Annotated in this window: 30 protein-coding genes; 29 read left to right on the top strand and 1 reads right to left on the bottom strand. The window is 62.9% G+C overall.

What is annotated here, in order from left to right:
• The first annotated feature begins 40 nt into the window (after positions 1-40).
• From BGIM_RS0142700 to BGIM_RS0142620, 17 genes are all read left to right on the top strand, one after another.
• A complete protein-coding gene (locus BGIM_RS0142700) occupies positions 41-352 on the top strand; it encodes a phage fiber-tail adaptor protein (RefSeq protein ID WP_020475714.1) in 312 nt (103 codons plus the stop codon).
• Complete coding sequence (locus BGIM_RS0142695) at positions 352-840, top strand: phage protein Gp36 family protein (protein WP_020475713.1); 489 nt, start codon at positions 352-354, stop codon at positions 838-840. Before BGIM_RS0142700 ends, BGIM_RS0142695 begins: the two co-directional genes overlap by 1 nt.
• Before the next feature lie 442 nt (positions 841-1282).
• The gene (locus BGIM_RS0142690) at positions 1283-2089 is read left to right on the top strand and encodes a DUF1559 family PulG-like putative transporter (protein ID WP_020475712.1); all 807 of its coding nucleotides are present in this window, start codon (positions 1283-1285) and stop codon (positions 2087-2089) included.
• Positions 2086-2721, top strand: coding sequence for a DUF2306 domain-containing protein (locus tag BGIM_RS0142685; RefSeq protein ID WP_238537825.1), 636 nt, complete (start codon positions 2086-2088; stop codon positions 2719-2721). Before BGIM_RS0142690 ends, BGIM_RS0142685 begins: the two co-directional genes overlap by 4 nt.
• A gap of 39 nt (positions 2722-2760) precedes the next feature.
• Positions 2761-4530, top strand: coding sequence for a hypothetical protein (locus tag BGIM_RS0142680; protein WP_029631839.1), 1770 nt, complete (start codon positions 2761-2763; stop codon positions 4528-4530).
• A gap of 338 nt (positions 4531-4868) precedes the next feature.
• Positions 4869-5327, top strand: coding sequence for a hypothetical protein (locus tag BGIM_RS0142675; RefSeq protein WP_029631837.1), 459 nt, complete (start codon positions 4869-4871; stop codon positions 5325-5327).
• 63 nt (positions 5328-5390) lie between these two features.
• Complete coding sequence (locus tag BGIM_RS0142670) at positions 5391-5774, top strand: hypothetical protein (protein ID WP_157369855.1); 384 nt, start codon at positions 5391-5393, stop codon at positions 5772-5774.
• Between the two features lie 195 nt (positions 5775-5969).
• Positions 5970-6518, top strand: a complete 549-nt coding sequence (locus tag BGIM_RS0142665; protein WP_157369854.1) for a hypothetical protein — start codon at positions 5970-5972, stop codon at positions 6516-6518.
• Between the two features lie 550 nt (positions 6519-7068).
• Positions 7069-7362, top strand: a complete 294-nt coding sequence (locus tag BGIM_RS0142660; RefSeq protein WP_020475707.1) for a hypothetical protein — start codon at positions 7069-7071, stop codon at positions 7360-7362.
• 140 nt (positions 7363-7502) lie between these two features.
• On the top strand, positions 7503-8096 hold the full coding sequence (locus tag BGIM_RS0142655; protein ID WP_020475706.1) for a hypothetical protein: 594 nt from the start codon (positions 7503-7505) through the stop codon (positions 8094-8096).
• A 217-nt stretch (positions 8097-8313) separates the two neighbouring features.
• Complete coding sequence (locus BGIM_RS0142650; RefSeq protein WP_020475705.1) at positions 8314-8817, top strand: efflux RND transporter permease subunit; 504 nt, start codon at positions 8314-8316, stop codon at positions 8815-8817.
• Between the two features lie 75 nt (positions 8818-8892).
• Positions 8893-9159 (top strand): hypothetical protein, encoded by a 267-nt coding sequence (locus BGIM_RS0142645; RefSeq protein ID WP_020475704.1) that lies wholly within the window; start codon positions 8893-8895, stop codon positions 9157-9159.
• A gap of 131 nt (positions 9160-9290) precedes the next feature.
• Complete coding sequence (locus tag BGIM_RS0142640) at positions 9291-9884, top strand: hypothetical protein (RefSeq protein WP_157369853.1); 594 nt, start codon at positions 9291-9293, stop codon at positions 9882-9884.
• Between the two features lie 105 nt (positions 9885-9989).
• Entirely contained in the window at positions 9990-10229 is a 240-nt protein-coding gene (locus BGIM_RS0142635) for a hypothetical protein (RefSeq protein ID WP_020475702.1), read from the top strand.
• Positions 10230-10326: 97 nt separating this feature from the next.
• Positions 10327-10632: a hypothetical protein gene (locus tag BGIM_RS66230; RefSeq protein WP_193789073.1), complete on the top strand. Its 306-nt coding sequence runs from the start codon at positions 10327-10329 to the stop codon at positions 10630-10632.
• A 173-nt stretch (positions 10633-10805) separates the two neighbouring features.
• Positions 10806-11264 carry a hypothetical protein gene (locus BGIM_RS0142625; RefSeq protein ID WP_020475700.1) on the top strand — a complete coding sequence of 153 codons (459 nt, stop codon included), beginning with the start codon at positions 10806-10808 and terminating at the stop codon, positions 11262-11264.
• 196 nt (positions 11265-11460) lie between these two features.
• Positions 11461-11757 carry a hypothetical protein gene (locus BGIM_RS0142620; RefSeq protein ID WP_020475699.1) on the top strand — a complete coding sequence of 99 codons (297 nt, stop codon included), beginning with the start codon at positions 11461-11463 and terminating at the stop codon, positions 11755-11757.
• 225 nt (positions 11758-11982) lie between these two features.
• Here BGIM_RS0142620 and BGIM_RS0142615 read toward each other — a convergent pair whose 3' ends face one another.
• On the bottom strand, positions 11983-13743 hold the full coding sequence (locus BGIM_RS0142615) for a GspE/PulE/PilB domain-containing protein (RefSeq protein WP_020475698.1): 1761 nt from the start codon (positions 13741-13743) through the stop codon (positions 11983-11985).
• A 491-nt stretch (positions 13744-14234) separates the two neighbouring features.
• On the opposite strand from BGIM_RS0142615, the gene BGIM_RS67595 reads away from it, so the two are divergent.
• The 12 genes from BGIM_RS67595 to BGIM_RS65315 all read left to right on the top strand — a co-directional run.
• On the top strand, positions 14235-14927 hold the full coding sequence (locus BGIM_RS67595) for a hypothetical protein (protein ID WP_020475697.1): 693 nt from the start codon (positions 14235-14237) through the stop codon (positions 14925-14927).
• A 126-nt stretch (positions 14928-15053) separates the two neighbouring features.
• Positions 15054-15410: a hypothetical protein gene (locus BGIM_RS0142605; protein WP_020475696.1), complete on the top strand. Its 357-nt coding sequence runs from the start codon at positions 15054-15056 to the stop codon at positions 15408-15410.
• Positions 15411-15608: 198 nt separating this feature from the next.
• Positions 15609-16268, top strand: a complete 660-nt coding sequence (locus BGIM_RS59330; protein WP_020475695.1) for a hypothetical protein — start codon at positions 15609-15611, stop codon at positions 16266-16268.
• Between the two features lie 64 nt (positions 16269-16332).
• Positions 16333-16752 (top strand): hypothetical protein, encoded by a 420-nt coding sequence (locus BGIM_RS0142595; RefSeq protein ID WP_020475694.1) that lies wholly within the window; start codon positions 16333-16335, stop codon positions 16750-16752.
• A 132-nt stretch (positions 16753-16884) separates the two neighbouring features.
• On the top strand, positions 16885-17145 hold the full coding sequence (locus tag BGIM_RS0142590) for a hypothetical protein (RefSeq protein ID WP_029631830.1): 261 nt from the start codon (positions 16885-16887) through the stop codon (positions 17143-17145).
• A gap of 87 nt (positions 17146-17232) precedes the next feature.
• Positions 17233-17724, top strand: a complete 492-nt coding sequence (locus BGIM_RS59325; protein ID WP_020475692.1) for a DUF4262 domain-containing protein — start codon at positions 17233-17235, stop codon at positions 17722-17724.
• Positions 17725-17804: 80 nt separating this feature from the next.
• Positions 17805-18230: a hypothetical protein gene (locus tag BGIM_RS64135; protein ID WP_020475691.1), complete on the top strand. Its 426-nt coding sequence runs from the start codon at positions 17805-17807 to the stop codon at positions 18228-18230.
• Between the two features lie 178 nt (positions 18231-18408).
• Complete coding sequence (locus BGIM_RS0142575) at positions 18409-18678, top strand: barstar family protein (RefSeq protein ID WP_020475690.1); 270 nt, start codon at positions 18409-18411, stop codon at positions 18676-18678.
• 490 nt (positions 18679-19168) lie between these two features.
• The gene (locus BGIM_RS55495; protein ID WP_157369851.1) at positions 19169-19555 is read left to right on the top strand and encodes a hypothetical protein; all 387 of its coding nucleotides are present in this window, start codon (positions 19169-19171) and stop codon (positions 19553-19555) included.
• Positions 19556-19624: 69 nt separating this feature from the next.
• The gene (locus BGIM_RS0142565; protein WP_020475688.1) at positions 19625-19834 is read left to right on the top strand and encodes a phospholipase D-like domain-containing protein; all 210 of its coding nucleotides are present in this window, start codon (positions 19625-19627) and stop codon (positions 19832-19834) included.
• Between the two features lie 195 nt (positions 19835-20029).
• On the top strand, positions 20030-21241 hold the full coding sequence (locus BGIM_RS59320; RefSeq protein WP_162136347.1) for a leucine-rich repeat domain-containing protein: 1212 nt from the start codon (positions 20030-20032) through the stop codon (positions 21239-21241).
• A 135-nt stretch (positions 21242-21376) separates the two neighbouring features.
• A partial coding sequence (locus BGIM_RS65315) for a hypothetical protein (protein WP_162136346.1) occupies positions 21377-21625 on the top strand: 249 nt, incomplete at its 3' end.

Genomic DNA, 21625 nt, shown 5'->3' with positions numbered 1-21625 from the left:
GTCCGGATGAAAAATCCCCGCGAATTCAGGGTGATCTGACATGGCCGAGCTTTGTGTTCTGACGCTTCCGAAGATCGCCGCCGAGGTGCGGGCGTATGTCTTCGATTTCTCGAAATACTCGGAAGTCCAGGCGGGCGAAACGCTCGACAGTCTGGCCGTTCCCGCCGTCGCCGGGCTGACCATCGGCCCCCCCGCCGTGACGACGGCCGTGATCGACGGCATCCCGGCCGGCAAGGCCGCGAAGGTCACCATCGCCGGCGGCGCTCCGGAATCCACTTACACCGTCGATTGTCGCGCGACGACCTCCGGCGGCTCGGTTTTGGTTCGTCGCATGCAACTCCAGGTGTACTAATGCCAGCCATCGTTCCCCCGCTGACCACCCGCGCCCGCATCGAAAGCCGCATCGGCCAGCTCGGCGCCGACCTCCGCATCGACGACGATTCGCTGTCGCTCGACGACGTCATCGCCGACGCGACCACCGAGGCCAAAGGCTACGTCTCCCGCCTTTATTCGGATGACGCGCTGGCGAGTTCCAACTGGATCGAGTTAAAGGTCCGCGACATCGCGGCCTACTTCCTCTGCCTGCGCCGCCTGAACGACGCGCCCCCCTCGGCCAAGCTGGCCTACGACAAGGCCATCGCCGACCTGGAAAAAATCCAATCCGGCGAAACCCAAATCCCCGACGCCGCGATGACCAAGCAGGCCGCCCCGGTGCTGACCAACCAGCGATTGCGATTGTGGCCGTTCCCGAACATTGTCAATGTGCCCTCCCGATCCACCGGCAACCCCGAGGGGTATTACTCCCACGATGACCCGACCGATGTCGATCCGCTCCTTTAAGAGAGGGATGAGGGATGAGGGATGAGGGATGAAAGGAAACCAGTCGATCTTGATTCTTGGTTTTTCCTGGGTCTGGCCAATCTTTCTGGCATGCCTGTCCGGTCGGTTTTCGCCTCTTGGTTTTCGCCCCAAGGGGGCGCTCGATCATAGCCAGGGGCGGAAGCCCCTGGGCAACGATAGCCAAAAGGAATCCACCCCAACGGGGTGGCACAACTAACATGTGCTGCCCCGTTGGGGCAGAAAACCCCTAAAAGGACGGGATTCCAGGGGCGGCGACCGCCCCTGGCTATGATCGAGCGCCCCCTTGGGGCGAATACAAGCCGCTGACGTGTGCCGGAAAGATTTGCCAGACCCTTTGCGAGACATATTCTTCTTTCTCTTTTTCTGCTTCTTCGGGTAAGGTAAAGGAATGCCACCATGTCTCTCGCAGGGAGGATTCGCCATGTCCCGGCCGGCGCGAAGAGGGGTCACCCTTGTTGAAGTCTTGATTGCCTTGGTGATTTGCGTCATTGTGATCGGTTTGCTTCTCCCGGCTGTTCGCCGGATTGACGGCGCCTCCCATCGCATGAAATGCACGAACAATCTCAAACTAATCATGTTGGGACTTCACAACTATTCGGACACAAACCGGACGGATGCGCCGTCGGCCAGCGGGCTTTTCCCGCCGGGTTGTTTCGGGCCGGGCGAGGCGCCCGAAGAACGGCTTGGTTGGATGGTAACCATGCTGCCGTATGTGGAGCAGGACATGTTGTATCGGCAGTTCGATTTGAAAGCAGGATACGACGGGAACAAGGCGGTCACAGAAACTCGCCCGAAGGTGTTTTTATGCCCGGCCTCGAAAGAGTTTGAAACCAACGGAACCACTTACATCGCCAGCGCGGGCATTGGCTCCGACGCCGCCAGTCGGCCGGAGGAGGCCGCGGGGAACGGTTTCATGGGCTACGACCGCCAGACCTCGCTGGCGATGATTAAAGACGGGACATCAAACACCATCGCGATCTTGGAAACGAGATCAAACATCGGCCCGTGGGCACAGGGCGGCCCGTCCACCCTGCGAGGTTACGACCCGGCCGATTTGCCGGTGTTCGGCGACCAGCGCCCCTTTGGCGGCCATTCCGGCGGATTCAATGTGGCGATGGCCGACGGCTCGGTGACGTTTGTCCGCTCCACCGTCAACCCGGCCAGGCTGGCCGGCGCGATCACCATCAACGGCGGGGAATCGACCGACATCAATTGGACGGCCCCGTGAGGCGGCGCCTTCTCACGACGATCCTCCGCTGGCTCACGGTCTTGTTGATCCTGCGGGTGACTGTTACGATTTTGGCGAACTATCCCGATTATTATCCGCCGAATTTCGATTCGCTATTTTTGCGGGACCGCGAATCAACATTCACCAGCGTCTATCAACCGGCGTTTTACATTCATATCATCACCGCTCCGATGGTGTTGTTAAATGGCCTGCTGTTGATGAACGATTCGCTTCGCCGGCATCATGGTAAATTGCATCGTATATCAGGCCGAGTTCAAGTCGGCGTGCTGCTGTTGTTGATGTTGCCGAGCGGCGTGGTGATGGCCCAACATTCGTTCGCCGGCTGGCCCTCCGGGTTGAGTTTTCTGCTGCTCTCGGCGACGACCGGCGTTTGCGCGATCATGGGTGTCGTCGCCGCGCGCCGACGTCGTTTCGACCAACACCGCCGCTGGATGACTCGCTGCTTCGTGCTGATCTGTTCGGCCATCACGCTTCGCCTGCTTTCCGGAGCAATGGGGCTTCTTGATCTCCCCAATCCCGAGGAGGCATATGTCATCGCCTCTTGGTCCAGTTGGCTTGTGCCTCTGGCGGTGGTGGAGATTGCCGGCCGCTGGTTGGAGACCCGGCGGTGAGACATCCGGCCGGGTCACCCTATCACAAGGAAATATCCGATGCTCGAAGGATTGGCCGCTATTGATTGGAAAAAGCTCAGCCATGCCTACGGAGCGGCCGGGGACGTTCCGCGTTTGATTCGGGCGCTGGCGTCGCCGGACCCGGAGAAGTGGGTGGGGGCGCTGAGCGGGTTGTATGACACGCTTTGCCACCAGACCTGCACCGTTTACGAGGCCACCGGGCCGGCGGTTCCGTTTCTCATCGAGCTGCTCGGGCATCGGCCGGTTCGCTGTCGCGGCCGGTTGTTGCAGTTTCTCGGGGATGCCGCCCGAGTCACCTCTTATCAGGCCGGGGATGATGAATTTGATGACGATGAATTTGATGACGATGAGGATGAGGACGACCCCGAGTTTGCGCAAGAACGGGCCGCGGAATTGGAAAATGCCCGGCAAACGCGCGAGGCTATTTGGAACGGGCTGGATGTCTTCCTCGAACTGCTGACCGATCTCGACAAACGCCTGCGAATCATCGTGCCTTACACATTGGGCCAACTGGTTCGATTTCCACCGGAAGAGATACCGGCGGGGCTTCGGCGCCGGCAGCCGTTGCGGCTCATCAAGCAACGACTGGCGAAGCAACTGGAGGAAGAGCCGAGCGAACTGGTTCAGGCCAGCGTCATCTTCGGGCTGGGCCGGTTGATGCCTCATGTCCCCGGTGTGAAACGGCTTCTCGAACGGCAGGCGAAGGACCGCACGGCCTCCATGCTCCTCCGGTTCAGCGCGGCCCTGAACCTGGCCGCCGATGCCGCCGCGCTGACCGGCCCGACGCTCGATGTCTTGCTGGAAGTGTTGAAAGACCCCGCCGGCATGCGTCGCCTCTTCGATTCGGGCGAGCCGGGAATGGAGGGGAAACACCACCCGCTCGCCAAGGCTTACCGCCAGGCGGGCGCGCCGCTCGGCGGGGAAGACGGAACCGGCTTCGACCCGGATGACGTCGAGAAGGACGAGGATTTCACCTTCCCCTGGAACGATGACCTGACGACATCCGCCATCCTCAAGCGGTTCGCCGGGGCGGACGCCGGGATCATCGACCGGGTCGTGCCCGTCGTGGCGCCGGGCCTGGACAAGGCCAATGGTTTCACCGTCGATGCGGTGGTCGCCCCGATCCTGCGGCTCCTCTTCGCCGGCCGGAAAATCACGCTGAAGACCCGCCGAAAGGATCTGACGGAGGCCGAGGCCGGGGCGTTGCGCCGTCTTTACGACAACCTGAATCTCTGGGCAACGGACAGCGGCAACGTCACGGGCGTCTTCCGCGAATTCGGGCTGACGCATGAGCGGAAAGACTGGCGAAGACTGCTCGGCCTCCGGGACGCCCCCCTGACACCGGCCCGGATCGAAGAGATGCTGGCGGCGATGGCGCCGGGCCAGCAATACGACTGGGACCGGCCGACGATCAAGCGGCTCAACCTGCGCCAAATTGGAACCGGCGCCTTCCTGCCGCATCTGGGCCAATACCCCGATTTGGAAGACCTCGACCTCTCGGCCATCCCGCTGACGGACGCCGACCTGACGCACCTCGCCGGCTTCCGGAAACTGCGCCGGCTGCAACTCCCCAACACGGCCGTCACCGACGCGGGCGTTGAAACACTGACGACCCTGAAAGCCCTCGAAGAACTCAACCTCGGCCTCACCCAAATCACCGACGCCGCCTTCGCCCTGTTGAAAAAGCTGCCAAAACTAAAAGTGTTGATGCTGTGGAAATCCCCGGTGTCCGACGAGGCGATCCAGAAGTTCCGCAAAGCCCGGCCCAAATGCCTGGTGTACCGATAGGCGTTGTTGACCCGCCAGGTCGGTGATCGTCTCCGGGCGCTGCCGCAACCCGGTTCGCCGTTCAATTCCCGGACTCGTGAGTTGATGTTTGACACGTCGGCGCTGAGTTGGTTTAATCGCTGTTCGGCCCCCTCGCGGTTTCCGAGTTAGGGTGCCATTACCCGGATAGGCCAACTGGCGAGTTGGTGTTTGACCCCGGCCGGGACGGCGTTTACGCTGACGGCTGTTCAGCCGTCGCGTAAACCAATCGGCGGCGAACTCGTTAGGCCAACTCACGAGTTGAGATGCGTGTCCCGCCGAGTTGGTCTAATCACTGTTCGGTGGCAGAGGGCTTACGAGTGGCGAAGAAAGAGCCGGTCAATCCGATTGCCCCTTATCTGGATCTGGACCTGAAGACGCTAGAGGCTATGGGATGGGGCGTGCCGCTCGTCGCCCTGCTCGCCCAGCCAGTCTGGTTCGATGGCCAGTATGTGCGGGCGCCTGGGTTTTTGGCCGTCCAGTTCGGGCACACGGCTCTGTACATCGGCGAGGCCGACTACCGGCATGATCTGAGGGCCAATAGCGTGTGGGTCAACCTGCCGGTTGCGGTGGAGGCGGCAGCGAGGGAATACCATGAGCGGTACGTGCTGATCGACGGCGTGTTCCGGGTTGGGCCGACCGGGCAGCGGGGCAACTGGGTGAGTGAGTTGACCCAAGTGAGCCGAGTCGCCATCAGCGGCAGCAAGAACTTTAAGGGGTGGAGTGGCTACGGCGCCGAACAAAGCACCACAGCCGACCGGGGGCCTCAGTCATCGTAACATTGGTTCTGGCCGCCGCGCCCCGGCGGCTGAGTTTTGCCGTTCGGCGGCAGAGGGCTTCCGGTGGCGCGTCGCTGGCGACTGATCGTGTTGGCTGTCGGGGTGGCCATCGTTGCCGGTCTGCTGCTGTTCTGGTTCCGGTATGTCGAGCCGATCCGGTCCCACAGTCGCTGGTACGGCCGGGTCCGGGCGGACATCATGGAACTAGCCCACAAGCGGCCGACTGAGGTCAGCAAGGGGGAGTGGGAGTTCGTCGTCGGCTGGACGATCAACCTGCACGGCAACTGCGGGAGCATCTGGTCGGCCGTCGAGCCGGGGTGGCGGGACGGGTTCGCCGACGAGTTAGAGCGGCGGCTGGCTGGGCCGATCACGCTCGCCGACATCGAATGGGTGTGGGACGAGTATGTGCGCCACACCACCTACGGCCCGACGTACTCGGAGCGGTGACGGCCCACGCAGGCCGATGAGTTTCGGCAGGCGCAGCCAGGGTGCTTCGGCATCCTGGTCGATTGAGGTGGTCGCGCCGAACCAGGCGCTGCACCAGACCCGGCCGCATGAATTGGTTCTGGGACTGTGAATGTCGCTGATGCGGCCGGGCCGGTGAGTTTGGTCGTTCGGCGAGAAAGTCATGGGGCGAAGCACATGATGCAACGAGTGGGCAGCGTGAAGTCGGTGGTGATAATAATCGTCGGGGCTGGCGCCGCCCTTTTTGCCATCCTGGGCGCTACTTGGCTTGCTGTGTCGCACATCCGCGAAGAAGGCGACCGTGTTCAACGCGAGGCTCGCGAAAAAAATGAAAATCAGTGGCGCGAGGCGGTAAGGAAATCGCGCGAGAGCCAGGCGGAACAGGCAGCAACCCTCATCCCATTGCTAAAAAAGGGCGGCGCGTTCGTTGCCGGGACGGTGTGTTTCGGTGGCAACTTCAATTCAGAAAGCGCCCCGGGAACTCCAAAGGGAGATGAAACGACGTGTTCGTTAACGTGGCATGTTTCCGACGATGAGATGACGCGGATCGGTGAGGGGATGACGCTCGGGCAGGTCCGCGCGGTCCTCGACCTGACGGCGCTCCATTATGTTCCGAATGGGCCGCAAAGCCGGTTCGTCTTGTCGTGTAAGCAACCCGATCGCATGGCAATCTTCGTGTTTGCCGGCGATCCGGACGTTAAACTCGTCAGCAAGACGATGAAATGACCACGAAGCGCAGGATGGTAAGCTGGCAAGGCATGGGACTTGCCGCCGAACCAAGCGCTGCGCTCCGACCGGGGCCGCATTTCGGTTTCGCGCGAGACCACGCCGTTGCAGCGGCCCCGGCGGCTGAGTTTGGTCGTTCGGCTCGCGCGGGAAAGACCGCCCGGTTAGTCACCTTGCCGATGGTGAAAGTGTGTTGTGCCACAGGCGAGAGATAGTCGCCGTTGGTTCCGGTGAGATGGGTGAAGTCTCTTGTGCTGATGGAGAGAGCGGGTTTTCGTGTGTTTGAGTGAGATGGGCAAAGTTTCTTGTGCGGAGGGCAAAAGCGTGTTGCCCGTTGGTTTCGGCGTGGTGGCGAGAGTCCTCCGTGCCGACTGTCGGAGTGGGTTGTCCGAGAAACCCCGGTTGGGATCGTTGCCGGGTCCATCAAGAGGTTCCGGCAACCGAACAAGGCGCTACAGCCGACCCCGCCCTCAGTTGTTGCGAATGTGGTTGCTGTCCCAAAGTGCGGGGCGGCTGAGTTTGGGGGTTCGGCGGCGGGAGGATGTCGCAAATGGGTTGGGAGTTGTCGGCGTACAGCTACGACAGGAAGCGGCAGGGCGGGTTGAGCGAAAAGCCGCTCGCCGTGATGGACGATGGGCACGAAGGCGAGATGAGTGAACTGCTCGGGTTGAAGGACGGTCCCGGCAAGACTCGCGTGGCCAAGCACACTCTCCAAGAGGCGTTGTGCGAGTGCTGCGAGCAGTACGTCGATGACGAATCTTACATTGACGAAGTGCTGTTCTTTGCGACCGTTCTGGCGAACTGGCCGCACAAAGCGAATAATGTGTGCATCATGCTGTCGTAAGTAAATCGCCGCGTGAGATGCAACAGTCATCATCGCCGAACAAGGCGTTGCAGGTGACCGGGTCCACAGTCGTCGTGACATGGTTTGAGCCGTTGTGCCCCGGCGGCTGAGTTTGGGCGTTCGGCAACAGAGGCGTTGCGGTGGATGAACCTGTTCAAAGTGTCGATGCTCCCGTCCGTCCGCTGACGCTATTTGGCATCGCGGTGACGGGCGTGTTCGCCAGCGCCGCCTTGGGCGCGGTTACGAACGCGGTCAACGGGCTGGTCAGCCCGCTCTATTTCGTCACCATCATGCGTTGGCGCGGAGTCGAAGACGTGTGGCGGGCGAGCATCGCCCAAGGAATCTTCAAAGGGCTGTGCTTCGGGGTGTTCTTCTCACTTGTGTTCACGGCCGGGGCAGGCGTCTTCACGCGGGCGTCGTGCCCCTTCGCGTTCGCGGCCCGGCACTTGGCCGGCATCGTCGCCGGGGCGTTCGTATGCTGGGCCATCGGCGGAATGGCGGCAATGGGGTTGGCAACGCTCAGCCCGGAGTTTTATCGCCGCGCGTTCATCGGCGTGCCCGAGGAGACCGGCCCGATGCTGGCGTATGCGTGGGTCGGCGGGTCGATCTGGGGTGTGCAACTCGGCGGGCTGGTGTCGGTGGTGTTGGGCCTCGTCGTGCTGCGGTCCAACTGGCGGCGATCAAGGCAGGCCGAACAAAGCGTTGCAGGTGACCGGGGGCCTCAACCGTCGTAATATTGGCTCGGGTCGCATCAGCCCCGGCCTCTGAACTGTGGCGACAGGCCAGCTTGCGAGTTGGTGTTTGACCTCGACCGGTTCGGCGTTTACGCGGCGGCTGTTCAGCCGTCGCGTAAACCACCCGACGGCAGCCGGAATAGACTAACGGACGAGTTGGGGCGCGTGTCCCGGCGAGTTGGTCTAATCACTGTTCGGCGGCGGAGGGCTTTCGGTGATGCGAGCGTTCCTCCGTAGGCTGACGCCATCTCGCCTCTGGCCGTTGGGCGTGGCGGTCGTGCTGCTGGTCGCCGCGTGGCTGGCCCACATCGCCGGGCCGCAGCACGCCGATCCTGCCCCGTCTGACAATATCACGCAAGCAGAGGTTACTTTCCAAGTTCGCCCATCTCCTGGGGATCAGCCCCCGCAGAGACGCGGCGAGGTGGTCCGGGTTCGGCTGGATGTCGCCCGGTTGCGTGACAATGACCTCTCCCGCGACGACGTGATGAAGGCGTTCGTTGAGAGCGGCGTTGTCGGTTCGTCCCGGCGGGCCGATCCGCCTCCGGGAGTCGTATACGTCACCCACCTGGCCCGGCCAGAGCAGTACGAGAAGCTAATCGTGAAAGCCGACGCCGAGGGAAAGATCGTCCGGCTCAAAGACATTGGCAGAGTCGAGTTGGTCGCCGACGGCGGGGCGCAAGAGGCCGAACCAGGCGCTACAGCAGACGGGGGGGGCATGTAGGCTTTCTAGGGTTCGTTGCTCACTCGGCCCCCGCCGCTGGTGAGCTGAGTCGTTCGGCGGGCGGAGGGGTTGTGAGTGGACATCGACCGCGAGGTGGCTGAGGCGTCCGTGCGAGACCACCTTCGCCAGTTTGGGCGGTTCGACGGCGTCGATGTCACGCTTGACGCCCATGACGTGGGGGAGGGGTGGCAGGTCGTTGTCCAGCCCGCGAACTCCTACTTGCGACGGCATCGCCGGGAACTCACGCTGCCGCTGTTCGTGGATCGGGCCGACGGACGGGTGCATCACATCCCGTCGTTCGGGCTCAAGGGATTGGTCGCGTGGCTGCGGGGTACGATTTGACGGCGCGCCGAACAAAGCGTTGCAGGTGACCGGGGCCTTCAGCCCTTGTAATGAAGTGTCAGGTCTTCCGGCCTCGCACCTGAACTGGTTCTTTCGGTATCCAGGCCGTTTGCAAAAGGAGCGTGACTGCCGTGACCGAGCAAATCGAGGACAGGTTCCATTACCGGGGGCTCAAATATCCAATCGTCGGCGCCAGTTCGAGAGAGCCGTTTGACCCGGCGATTTTCGGCCTAAAGCCGGCTGTTCTCTCCACGGCCTGCTGGCGCGGGTATCAAGCGGTTTTCGGGATCGTGGAGTCTCGCTTGGCGCTGGACACTCTCCACGTCAACCTGCTTCAGCCAGGAGAAGGGTATCGGCGTCAGGAAGGACCGGTCATAAACGGCGTGGCCCCCTTGGGCTCGAAACAGCACCCTCTGTTCAATAACAACTACGAGGGCATCAACTACCCCATAGAGTACACGGGCGGATTCCTCCTCGCCGACGGGCTCATCGGCGACCTGTACGAGCATGTGGGTTTCCAAGCCGCGTGGACATACCAGAGGGTTGTCGAGTTGGTCTTCGACGCCGGGATCCTCCGACAGGAGTTTGATCGGTCCGAACAAATCAAGGAAGTGCGGAGAATGATACTCGAATCACGGGACGAGAACGGCGCTGGCCGAATCTCCTCGGCTGACGAACTTGCTCGGTTCGTCGGACGAGTTTTTGCTCACTCGTACAACATGTAGCAGGAAAAAAACAATCGCTTCAGGGGACGGGGGCGTTGTGGCCTTTCTGGGGTCAAGGTATCCCCCGCCCCTGAGATTCCTCGTGCGGCAAGAAGAAGGTTAGCCGTGCGGCTGCCGACATTTTGGGAAGCGTTCTGGTTCTTGGCCCTGTTCGTCTCGCCGGTAATCACCGGCGCGGTCGGTGTGGGGTTGGGATACTGGCTCGGCCTGCCGACATGGGCGGTCGCGATCAGTCCATTGTTCGGTTGGGTGGCATTGCTCGGCGTGATCCGGGCGCTGGTTCGATTCGATGACAAACAGCGCGGGCGGGCCGAACAAAGCGTTGCGCCTGACCCGACGGCGTGACGGGTTTTCGTGGGTATTAGTCATCCGGGCCGGCGGGCCCCTGAACTTCGGCGTTCGGCAAGAAAGGCGAGTCATGGGCCGTCGTAAGACCACGGTTTTGAGTGCCATTGCAGGCTTCCTGGGGGCGGTGGTTGGGTTCCTCGGGGGCGCGTGCATCGGCGCGTTCCTCGCTGCGAAAATCCACACCCAGATCTACGGCCGGCCGGGACTGCACGGGGATTTTGGGGGGACATTCGCCGCGCTGGCCGGTCTGGCCATCGGCGGGGTCGCCGGCCTGCTTGCCGGCCTGATTGTCGGCCTGATTGCCGGGGTGCGGCTCGGGCACGCCTTCGATGGCTCGCACGACCGGCCCCTTCCTCACGACCGTGACGGCGAGCGGGACGACCAAGACATGAGGCAGTAGCGCGGCCGTGGCCGGGAAGAGTCACGCGGGACAAGCCGTCGCGCGTCATGCGACAGGTGTCATGGCCGAACAAAACGTTGCAGGTGACCGGGGACCTCAGTCCTGGTAAAGTGGCTGAAGTCGTTTCGGCCCCGGCACCTAAGCTGTGTCGTTCGGCCACGGAGGCGCACCCAATGATGTGGAAAGACTCGGACCTTCCCGACGGGACAAGTCTCTGGCTCTGGGAAGTGATCGAGTCGGCCAACCGCTCCCTCCGACAACTCTGCCGTCGGTTGGAGACGATGGATGGCGACCAACTTCGTCGCTACTGTCGCGAGTACGATGAGGCGAAAGGCTGGGTCAATCCGTGCTATTGCCCGGAGTTCCACCCGTCGGAGCGGTGCCCGGAAGACTTCGGTGATGACTTCTCGGTGTGGGTCGTCGCACAGGGGTTGGCCTTCTACATGGAAGTCTGGAAGAACCCCGAGAGGATCGACGAGTATCTCAAGAGTTTCGAGTTGATCGACTTGGGCCGTGGCTATGCGGATCGCGATTGGGATCACGAGGCGGACCGCGAAGAATACCTAGGCTGGCAGTGCCCGCTTGGGGTCGCACACGCTCTCCACTATCATCGGTACGGCGAGGAATGTTGAGCGACCGGGCCGAACTGATCGCTGCACCTGACCTGGCCGTATGTGGCGTTTTCGTGAGTCATTGGCGGGTTTGTCATGAGGCTTTGGCATCCGAACAAGGCACTGCAGCCGACCGGGGACCTCGGTCGCCGTGACATGGGTTTGAGCCGTTGTGGCCTGGTGGCTGAGTTTGGGTAAGAGAGGATGGGGGAGTTGTGTGGGCATCTGCGGTGCGGATATCGTGCGGGTGAAGATCGCGATGGCGCTGTGGAAGGTTCACGCGGTCGGTGTGCCGGACGAGGAAAGGGACCGATGGGAAGTGGTCGGGGATGTCATCCGTTCGGTGATCGTCCACGCGGAGCGGAAGCCATCGCCAGCCGAGGCCGAGGCGCTTTTCCAAATCCGGCAGATAATCGCAAACGGGTGGGGTGTTCACCCCGAGGAGATCAAACCGGAGGCAGGGCTGTTCGGAGGCGGCCTCGAACTCGACGGTCCTGAACGGTTTCGATGGTGACAGTGCGGTCGTCAGAGGCCGAACAAAACATTGCAGTTGACCGGCGACCTCCGTCGCGGTCGCATCGCCGGGGGGGCTCCGGCGTCGGCAACTGAGCTTTGTCGTTCGGCCTCATTTCGACTTCGCCACTTCCCGCACGTGCCCGGCGCGCCTGCCGTTTCGAGTCGGGGCACGCCTGTCCGCCGTTGCGGGTCCTCGGGGAATGAGGCGAACCGGCATGCCTGTTTAGGCTCCCTCGCCCAGCCGGTCGATGTGGACGTGGGTGCCGTTGCCGTTGGCCCCGCCGCGGAGTTCGATCACGCGGTCGGCCCGGCCCTGCGTCAGGAACGCCGTCAGGTCCACGCTCATCGCCTTCAGCGATTCCAGGTGTTCCCGCTGCCGGGCGTCGTTCGCCCGGTGGATGTCCTGCTGCAACTCGGCCGACCGCTTCACCTGGCCCAAGTCCGCCTCCTGCCGCTGGCGTTGCAGTTCCAGTTCCGCCGACACTTCCGTCGCCTGCTCCGTCCGCCGCTTTGTGGCCCGCTGCATCTGGGCGTTCAGCCGGAAGTCCTCCAACTCCTGCGCCTGCTCCTCCGTCGCCCGGTCGAGTTCCAGCTTCGTGCGGGCCTCGATGGCCTGGTCGTGCATCGCCTGCAGGCGGTCCGGGGCGGCGTACCCGCGGTACACCACCTTGTTGATGCGGTAGCCGGTCTGCGCCGCCCGCACGGCCAGTTGGCGGTACGTGTCCATCTCGTTCAACCGGCCCGTCTCCTTCTTGAACTCCTCGAACGTCTTGCGGCCGGTGAAGTCCACCACGTCCGACGTGGCCGCGTTCACGAAGTCGCCGATCGGGTCGTGCGTCGTGTCCAGCATGCGGTCGATGTCGAGCAACTCGAAGAAGATCATCAGCTTGATCGTCAGCACCGCGTCGTCGGCCGTGCGGACTTCGTCCACGTCGTGGTACATCTGGTCGGGCATCAGCCACAGCTTCTGGAAGACGAGGCCCTTGGACGTCTTCTGCGTGCCGGTCGAACCGCCGTCGGACCCGTGCCAGGTGAACGTGTGCAGCCACTCGCCGGGGGCTGGCACATACAAGGCCGGGCCGTGCGCGATCCGCCGCGACACCCCGGCCGCCGCCTGGCTGTACACGACAACGGCTTCCTTCATGGCGATCTGCAGCGCGTCCTGCTTGTGGACACTCAGGTGAATCCGCGGGTCGAACCAAACCTCGCAAGGGCCGGCCAAGTTCTCCTGCCGGCCGTCGCGGTAGCGGACGACGAGGAACTCGCCGGGGTGGGCGACGTAGTGACTCATCTTCTGGATGGTGTTGCCCCACTTCCAAATACGGGCGGGGCCGGTGACGACGGTCATGCGGCCGTGGCGGTCGGTGACGACAACGCGCTGGCCGTCGGGCAGGGTGAGGTAAAACATGCCGTCACGCACTTGGCTGGGGGTGGAATCGAAACCGCGCCCGGTCGAGCCGGTTTCGGACAGGGAATCGGAATCGTGGTCGCCGAACGAGGGCGCTTCGTCGCAAGCGAGGGCGAAGGCCGCGTCGTCGAGGCCCTTCACGCCTTTCTGGAACTCGGTGATGGCCCGGCCGACGACTGGCAACCCCCGCGCTTTTCGTCGGGCGGCGGCGGGGTCGGCAAAATCGACAGTCGTGTCGGTAAACTCGCAGAGCATCGATTCCATCGACTGGGTCTCGGTGTGACCGTAGTGGTGGTTGATGGCCCCGATGATGGCGGCCTGCGGGTAGGCGACGAGCTTGATCTTGCGGTTGAGGACGAACGACAACTTGTCGGCGAGCAGGACGTCGCCCGCGTCCGCGGCGGCGACGGTCAGCGTTTCGCCGTGACTGGCGATCGGCAGGATGATGTTCTCGCGAGCCATCGATTCGGGGATGAGTTCGATCACCGCACGCGGCGCCTTGAACAAGGCGCCGTCGGCGGCGGTTGCCGGGGCGAGCGCCCCGGTGCGGGCGATGAAATCGTAATTGAGGCCCATATGCGGACCCTGCGACGGACGTGCGATGTTATGATATGTGCGGGGTCAAGGTCTCGCCCCGAACGCACTCGACGAGCGTGCCACGCGGATTGGGATTTGACAACCCCGGTCTGACGGATTACGGTGACGGCTGTTCAGCATCGCGTAGGCCAATCGGCGGCGATCCCGTTGGGCCAACTCACGAGTTTTGATGTTGCGCTTTTTGGGTTTTCCAAGGTTGGTTTTGGTATTGGCGAGCCGAGCAGCGTGAGCTGCCGGGTGGCTTCCGGCAGGGAAGGCACTTTAGCCACGGGTTTGAGTCCGGCTGAGTAAAGGAGAGACGATTCGACCACCGGAAGCCACCCGGCAGCTTACGCTGCTCGGCTCGCCAATACCAAAACCAACCCTTTGAAGAACCAAAACCTCAAGAAAGCGCGACATCAAAACTCACGATTTGGGGTGCGTGTCCCGGCGAGTTTGTCTAATCACTGTTCGGCAAGGAGGGTATTCCGGTGACGGAAGCAGAGTGGCTCAACGGGACCTTTGCCCTGCTGCTGCTGGATGAGGCGGACCGGTTCGCGCGTGACGACGACGATAACCCGACCAGCTACGAGTGGCGGAAGGTGGCGGCGAGGGTGGCTTGCCTCAAGCGCCTCGGCGCAGCGATGCCCGAAGGCGTGCAAGATTGGGTGGGCCGGGCGACTGCGTACCTGGACAAGGAGGACCGGGTCGCAAGCGCGGATGACCTACTCTACGAGGACCGCAACTTGGTCTACCATGCGTTTCGGGAGGCATACTCGGGCGCTGACCTTGAGCTGCGGCAACGACTGGCCGCGGCGCAGGACGCCTTCCGGGGCCAAGATTATTACGCGGAGGAGGACTACATGCTGGAGGAGGATGAAGCCAGCGTCACCTACACCGGGCCGGTCTATGCCGCCGAGTCAGAGGCCCACTGCCGCATCATCCGGGACATCTTTGGCAACCCCTTCCGGCCTATCGCGTTCGACACCGCATGGAGGACGGCCGATGTCCTCGGGATCGCGGAAGGCATATACGACGACCGGGCGTTCGGCCGATTGCCGATCCTCGCGGACGCCTTGGAGGACGCCGGGTGCGACGACCCGGACATCCTTAGTCACTGCCGCGGTCCCGGTCCGCACGCCCGCGGATGCTGGGTGGTGGACTTGGCCCTCGGCAAGGAGTAGACTCAGAGCCGAACAAAACGTTGCAGGTGCCCGGGGGCCTCGGCCATCGTAAATGGGTCGAGTCGCTTCGGCGGCACCTGAGTTTAGTCGTTCGGCCACCGAGTGTTATTCGCAGGGAGATTCTGAATGCCCAAAGACACACCGCCTCCTCAGGCATCGCAAGCGGGCGCCGAATCGCGGCTTCTCAACCTTGAGCATATGTCCCACAATGACTGGCTCACCATCCTGAAACAGTTGGTGGATGACGCCCACACCAAGGAGGATCACGCCAGTGCGCTCCGCATCGCGGCCGCCATCCGGATCAACATTGATACGGAACATCGCATAGACAAAATGGATCGGGATAGTTCTGCAGTGGCGAGGAAGCTGCTGTGGCTCACATGGGTTATCACCATCCTGACGGCGCTGCTCGTCATCGACGTTGGAATCAAGGTGTTCAAAGAGGTGCGTGCCTCAGATAATGCCGTACATAAGGCGGGGTGAGCACACTCGATGTCGCGTGGACGGCTGCCGCCGCTTGGGCGGGTTGGGCAGCGGAGTTGGAGCCGTGCATCGTCGCGGCATCCGGGGGTCTGGCCGAACCAAGCGTGGCAGTGGACACCACCGTCAGCGCCAAAGACGGGTTCGAGGCTCAACGGGCGGCGCCACTGAACGCAGCCGTTCGGCGACGGAGGCAAACGGGTGGCGGAAGCGTTTGAAGACCGATACGCCGTTGCCGCCCTCAGTCTGCTCGGGACGGTGCCGGACTCGGCCGGGGTGGACGAGCGTCGTTTGGCGCGAGCCGAGCGGCGCTTCGGCGTTGTCCTCCCGGAGGCGCTGAGGGGGTACTACCTGACGCTTGGCAGCCTTCGCGAGTTGAACGACGCGCATAACCGCTTGCTCGCCCCGCGGGACTGGTTCCTCGACAACGGCAAGTTGGTGTTCATGGTCGAGAACCAAGCCGTCGTGTACTGGGGCGTCGAGGCCGCCACATCGCCCGACGACGACCCGCCCGTGTTCCAGGGCGTTAACCGGTTGCCCAAAGAGATCGAGTGGCACCCCGAGTGCGACCGCTGCTCAGAGTTCCTTCTGGTCATGCTCCACTGGCAGGCCGTCATGGGCGGTCTGGAGTGGTTGGGAATGGCTGACAAGGCCGGCCCGGCGGTGGCCAATCACTTGGCGGCCACTTGGCGGCGGGCGGGCGGGTACAACGAGATGGTCGCGTTCCGCCGGGAGGGTCGGGCGGCGTGCCTGCTCACCGATGGTGGCGGGCAGTTGTACGTTGGCGGGCGCACGGAGGCTGAGTTCGAGTCCGTCGCCGCGGAGTTGCGAGCTATCGGCGTCAAGTTGAACCAGTTGTAGGCTCGTAAGAGCCGCCGCGCCCCGGCCGTTGAGTTTGGGCGTTCGGCTAGAGAGGTCATCCGAGATGTCGGTCGATCTGATCGTGTACCTCCGGCATGCGGCGATGCCTACTCCGTCCGTGTGGCGGAAGGCCATCCGCGACGCCGGGTTTCTTGTTCAGTTGGATACCGACTTTGACCCGGACACAGCCAGCGGGTTCCGGCCATGCCAGTACCAAGGTGCGGTGTCGGGTTTCGAGTACTTCGTGTCCCGGCTATCGCCATCGGAGGCAGCCGAATGTGGCGAGCCGCCGGGGTCGGACTTTTCGGTCACCTTGGTCACGCACTCCGACCTCAAAGATTTTGCCTGTTCGGTTGTCGCGGCCGGGGTGCTCGCGCAAGTGAGCGGCGGGCTACTGGTCGATCAGCAATCAGGCGAGTCGTTCTCGGCATCCGATGCTGTGGTGTGGGCCGCCGAGCAGTTCGCGGAGGCTGAGCGGGGTTGAGTCCCAGACGCTGAACGAGGCACTGCAGGTGACCGGCGGTCCTCAGTCGTCGTCATGTGGCTGAAGTCGTTCCGGCCCCGGCCCCTGAACTCGGGTGTTCGGCAAGAAATTTACAGTCCAAGAGGAGTGACCATGGCGAGTGACGACGACTTGGACGGTGAAGTGACGCTGATCCAGGGGCTGAAATACGGGCTGGGGCTTGTCGCCTTCGGTTTCGGGGTGTTCTTGCTGCTGTCGATGCTTGAAGGGTCCGGCCGGGGCGGGCGAGTCCACTGGATCATCGCCGCCTTGTACTACATCGGGGGGAAGTGGACGGCCGCCGGCCTGTTCTGGCTGTGTGGCGTGGCGTTCATTGTTCTCGGGATCCGAACGCACCTCCGTGACCGGGAGTGACGGGGAACTCACCGCGACAGAGTCGCGAGGGGACGTCGGCCGTGGCCCCGGCAGGTGATCTGTGTCGTTCGGCAAGCGGAGGGGCGCGTGGACGAAGAGATCGCGGAAGTGGTGCGGGAACACGGCTGGTACGCCGCCAACGTCAGCGACGGCGAGCCGCCATTCCTGTACACCATCGGCCTCATGCAGACGTGCCGCCACCCCGAGTTCATCATGTTCGGGCTGGACGCGAACAATGCCCACGCCCTGTTCTCGCAACTGGTCCGTGATATCCGTGCTGGCGGTTCGTTTGCCGAGCCGGGGGTGCGTGCGGTCCGCTTGGGCGGCGACGAGCATCAGGTTGGGTTCCGTCGCGTCCATCCCACCCGGCACCCGTTGTGCCTCGGATTCGCAATGGGTTTCATGACCAACATCGGCCGCATGGGGGAACTGGAGGCGGTGCAGGCGTTCTGGCCGGACAGCAGGGGCAGGTTCCCGTTCGAGGTCGGCTGCGATCTGGCCGTGTGCGATCTCCAGCCGCGGCTCGACATCGGGTTGTCTCCGCGAGAGGTCCGACAGTTCCGGCGCCAGTGGGAGTAAAGGCCCGCCGAACAAGGCGCTGCGGCCGACCGGGGGTCTCAGTCGTCGTCATGTGGCCGGAGTCGTTGGAGGGCATACGGATGAGCGAGCCGAACTTCGCCGCGATTCATGCGTTCTTGGCCGGGGTGATGGACGCTGGCTATGCGACCCGGTTCGCGGATGCGGCCTGCGAGTGCGAGGGCCGGGTGTTCTCCGTCGAAGTGGACGAAGAAGTCGGCGAGGCGTGGTGGTTCTGCCGGGCGTGCAACGCGGCGTATCAACTCCGCGACCCCGGCGCCGACGGCGACGCGGAGTACGCGGCGGTGGATTGCGTCTGCACCTGTGACGAGGCCGGGTTCGAGGTCGTGGCCGGTGTCACCCTGTACGGCCGGAGCGAGACGGCTCGGACGGCGTACCTCGGTTGCCGGTGTGTGGCGTGCGGCCGGATCGAGTGCTACGCGAGCTGGCCGCGGGTCGATGCGCCGTATCCCGCGTTCTTCGACATGATGAGGCGGCCGCAGGGCTGAGCAAGGCCCGCCGAACCAGGCGCCGCACCGGGCCCGGCCGCGTGCATTGGTCTTGGGGCCGCAACAGTCTCTGATCGCGGCCGGGCCGCCGAGTTTGGGTGTTCGGTCGCAGGGAGTCTCGAAGCGTGGTGACATTCGACAACATTCCCGATGCACTCCAAACGGAGGGTCTTGCCGGGTGAAGGAGTTCATCATTGACGGTAGCCGGTTCGCGGACTGGGACGGCTTCCTGACCGAGGTGAACCGCGAACTCATCACCCCGGACGTGGGACATTGGGATGGAAACTTGGACGCCTTCCATGACTATCTCAACCTTGTCGAACTTGAGTCCGAGCGGTATCGGCTGATATGGCGGCGCTCCGAAGAATCGCGACGGTGTATCGGGCTGTTCGACTTGATCGTCCAACTTATCCGCGACGAGGCGAAAGTGGAGTTGGCGCTGGATTAGGTCATAGGCCGCAAAGGCAGGCCGAACAAGGCGCTACCGGGGGCTTCAGCCCTTGCAAAATGACCTGAGTCGTTCCGGCCCCGGCCGCTGAGTTTGGGTGTTCGGCGATAGGGGGCATGCGACCGATGAAGGTACCGGCCGAGGCGCTGGAGCGACTACGGAAGTATCCTCAGTGCTTCCCGCTTCCGCTGGAACCAATGCACGAGTGGCGGTCGTCGCCGGATGAGGGCGGGCACACGCACTGCCAGTCATGCGCTGCAACCATCCGCCGAGGCGACCCAGTGGTCGGCCGCTACCTCGAGCACACCAGTGTGGTGTTCTGCCCCGACTGCGTGCGGGACAATCCGGAGCTGTTCCGGGAGTGGTTGGGGTCTCGGCCGAGTTGAGCCATGGACGCCGAACAAAACGTTGCACCTGAATGCGGCGGTATCGGGTAAAATCAGGGTTCAACGTCTCACCAGCCGCCGCAGCAGTTGAACGCAGGCGTCCGGTGAAAGAGGGGACTCGAATGGCGATTCGGAAGGCCGGGATGCGGCGGCTCGTGGTGGACGGGGTCGAGTACCTCTGGAAGTTCCCGCGGAAGCGGGACCACGGTGATCGCGATTGCCTCGGCGGGTGCCACGCGCTGGTGTGCCGACCCGACCGCTGCGGTTCCGTCTTGTACGTCACCTTCCCGCAGTACCACCCCGGCACAGCCCCCGGGTTGTTCCCGGTCGTGCCCGTCCTCCCGTCGCACATCGCACCGGCGATCCGGCGGGCGGTCACGGCCGGCTGGCTGGCGGACGCCCCGGGTTCGCCGTTCTGGATCGCTGGCGTGGCGCCAGATGCCGAACCAGGCGCCACGGCGGACGGCGGGGGGCATGTAGGCCTTTTGTAACGTGTCGCTCACGCCGCCTCCGCCGCTCCTGAGTTGCGTTGTTCGGCGACTATTATGGGAAAGATGTGGATGCACACTCACACGCTTCGCACCAAATACACATTCGGTGACCGCGTTCGTTTCAATTCGCACACACAGGGGATTGAAGGCACGGGAAAGATATTCGCCATCACCGTCGATAGCGAGGGGCAGATCGATTACATCGTAGATATCGGCAGGGGGGAGTACAGCGAACTGCAGAACGGTATCTACGAGGATGAGATAATTTCGTTGGTCTAATCCGGTCGGATTGCCAACACGGAGCCGAAACAGTCGCCGCACCGGATTGCGGCGACTGTTTCGGCTTGACGTGAGGTTACGGTGGTTGCCGCGGTCGTCGAGCCTGGCGTTCGGTCGGCGGAACGCGACGAGCCGAAGAGCAGCCACTTGCTTGACGCCGGCGACGCCATGCGATTGGGGCCAGGAGTGAATCTGATGCGAGCGTATTGTTTTCTTGTCTTGCTTTTCAGCGTCGGCTCCGAGCGGTGGTCTTCTGCTTTGGAGGATCGCCCGCTGGGATCGAAGGTCCATTTCAGCGCCATCCATTACGCGGAAGGAAAGCAAAACCCTCGCCAATTTATGATCCGGGGCGCCCTCGGTGGCGCCGGGAAACTCGAACTCAATCCGAACCAGTTGATGTTGGATTCAGACGAAACAATCGTAGGCAGCACAATGATGGACTGGGCCCCGATCCCGGTTCAAATCAAGCTGGCGGACACTCCCGATCCAGAGAAGAAAGGGCGAAAAGTTTACGACATCGTCCGCAAGGCAGGCGAGCACAAGCGAAAGTTCTCTTTGATACTCTCACCGAACGAGGCCGGGCCGCATCATCTGGTCATCCGGGAAGGCGAGAAAGTCGTGGGGACGTACCCGCTGGTCGATCCGGATCGGAAAGAACATCAAGAGTTGGCTCCGGAACTTGCCAAGGCATCCTCCGGGGAACAGAAGGCCATTGCCGAACTCCGCAAAGTGATCGGCTACTCCTTTCGTTTCCGGCTGGAATCGAAAAATGCCGTGACTTTTCTCTGCTTCCCCTATGGCGCCGACGATATCAGCAAACTCGACCCGGCATTGCAGGGCTTGAAAAACCTGTCGCACCTGAGCTTCAATGGCGGCCGGCTCGGCCCGGCCGGGTTGGAGAGCATTCGGCAAATGCCATCGCTGAAGACTCTGGACTTCTCCGGCTGTGATATCGACGACGCGGGTCTGGCTTGTGTGAAAGACGCCACTCAGTTGGAGCGGATATCGTTCTTCGGCAGCCGGGGGCTTTCCGACAAGGGGGTGGCTCATCTGCAAGGGTTGAAGAACCTCAAGAGTCTCGACTTGCGGAATGAGGACTTCACCGCGACCGAGCCGAAAGCGCCTCGCATCACGGATGCCGGCCTCAAACACCTCGCGGGCCTGACCAAACTTGAGTATCTCAACCTGATGGGCCAGCACATCACCGACGATGGTCTCAAACATTTGAAGGGGATGACCAGCCTTCAAACGCTGTCCTTTTCTTTCTCCGGCATCACGGACAAAGGACTGAAACACCTTGAAGGGCTTCTAAATCTCTACAGCCTTCACCTGTACAGGACTCGTGTCACCCCCGCCGGCCGGGCGGCCTTGAAGGCGAAACTGCCGATGCTGGATCGGCAGCCATGAGTTGGCTGGCTCGTCAGCCGCCGAACAAAATGTTGCGCCTGACGGCGGCGGTATCAGGTAAAATCAGGGTTCAAAGTCTCACCGGCTGCCGCAGGTAAATTGGGTCGTTCGGCGAAAGAGGCGGAGGGGTCGGGCGTGCAGTCGAGATACCCGCGAGGTCGTCCCCTCACCGATGACGTGGCCGCCGGACTCCTCGGGCTTGACGGGTTGCGAGTCGGAAGCCACGGGCGCGACGGCCCCGCCGAGTTCTGGGTGCAGTCGGTGTGGCGGGCGAGGGTGCTGCCGGCCTTCGATGCCGATGCCTACTTGGTGGCCATCGCAGCGGTCGAGCCGTGGCCACCGGCCGCCAGCCTGCGGACCGGCCTGATGGAACGGGGTCGCCGA

The sequence above is a fragment of the Zavarzinella formosa DSM 19928 genome, assembly GCF_000255705.1.
Classification (GTDB): Bacteria; Planctomycetota; Planctomycetia; order Gemmatales; family Gemmataceae; genus Zavarzinella; species Zavarzinella formosa.
Note: the sequence above shows the minus strand (reverse complement) of the source record. Positions and strands in the feature narration are given on the sequence as shown.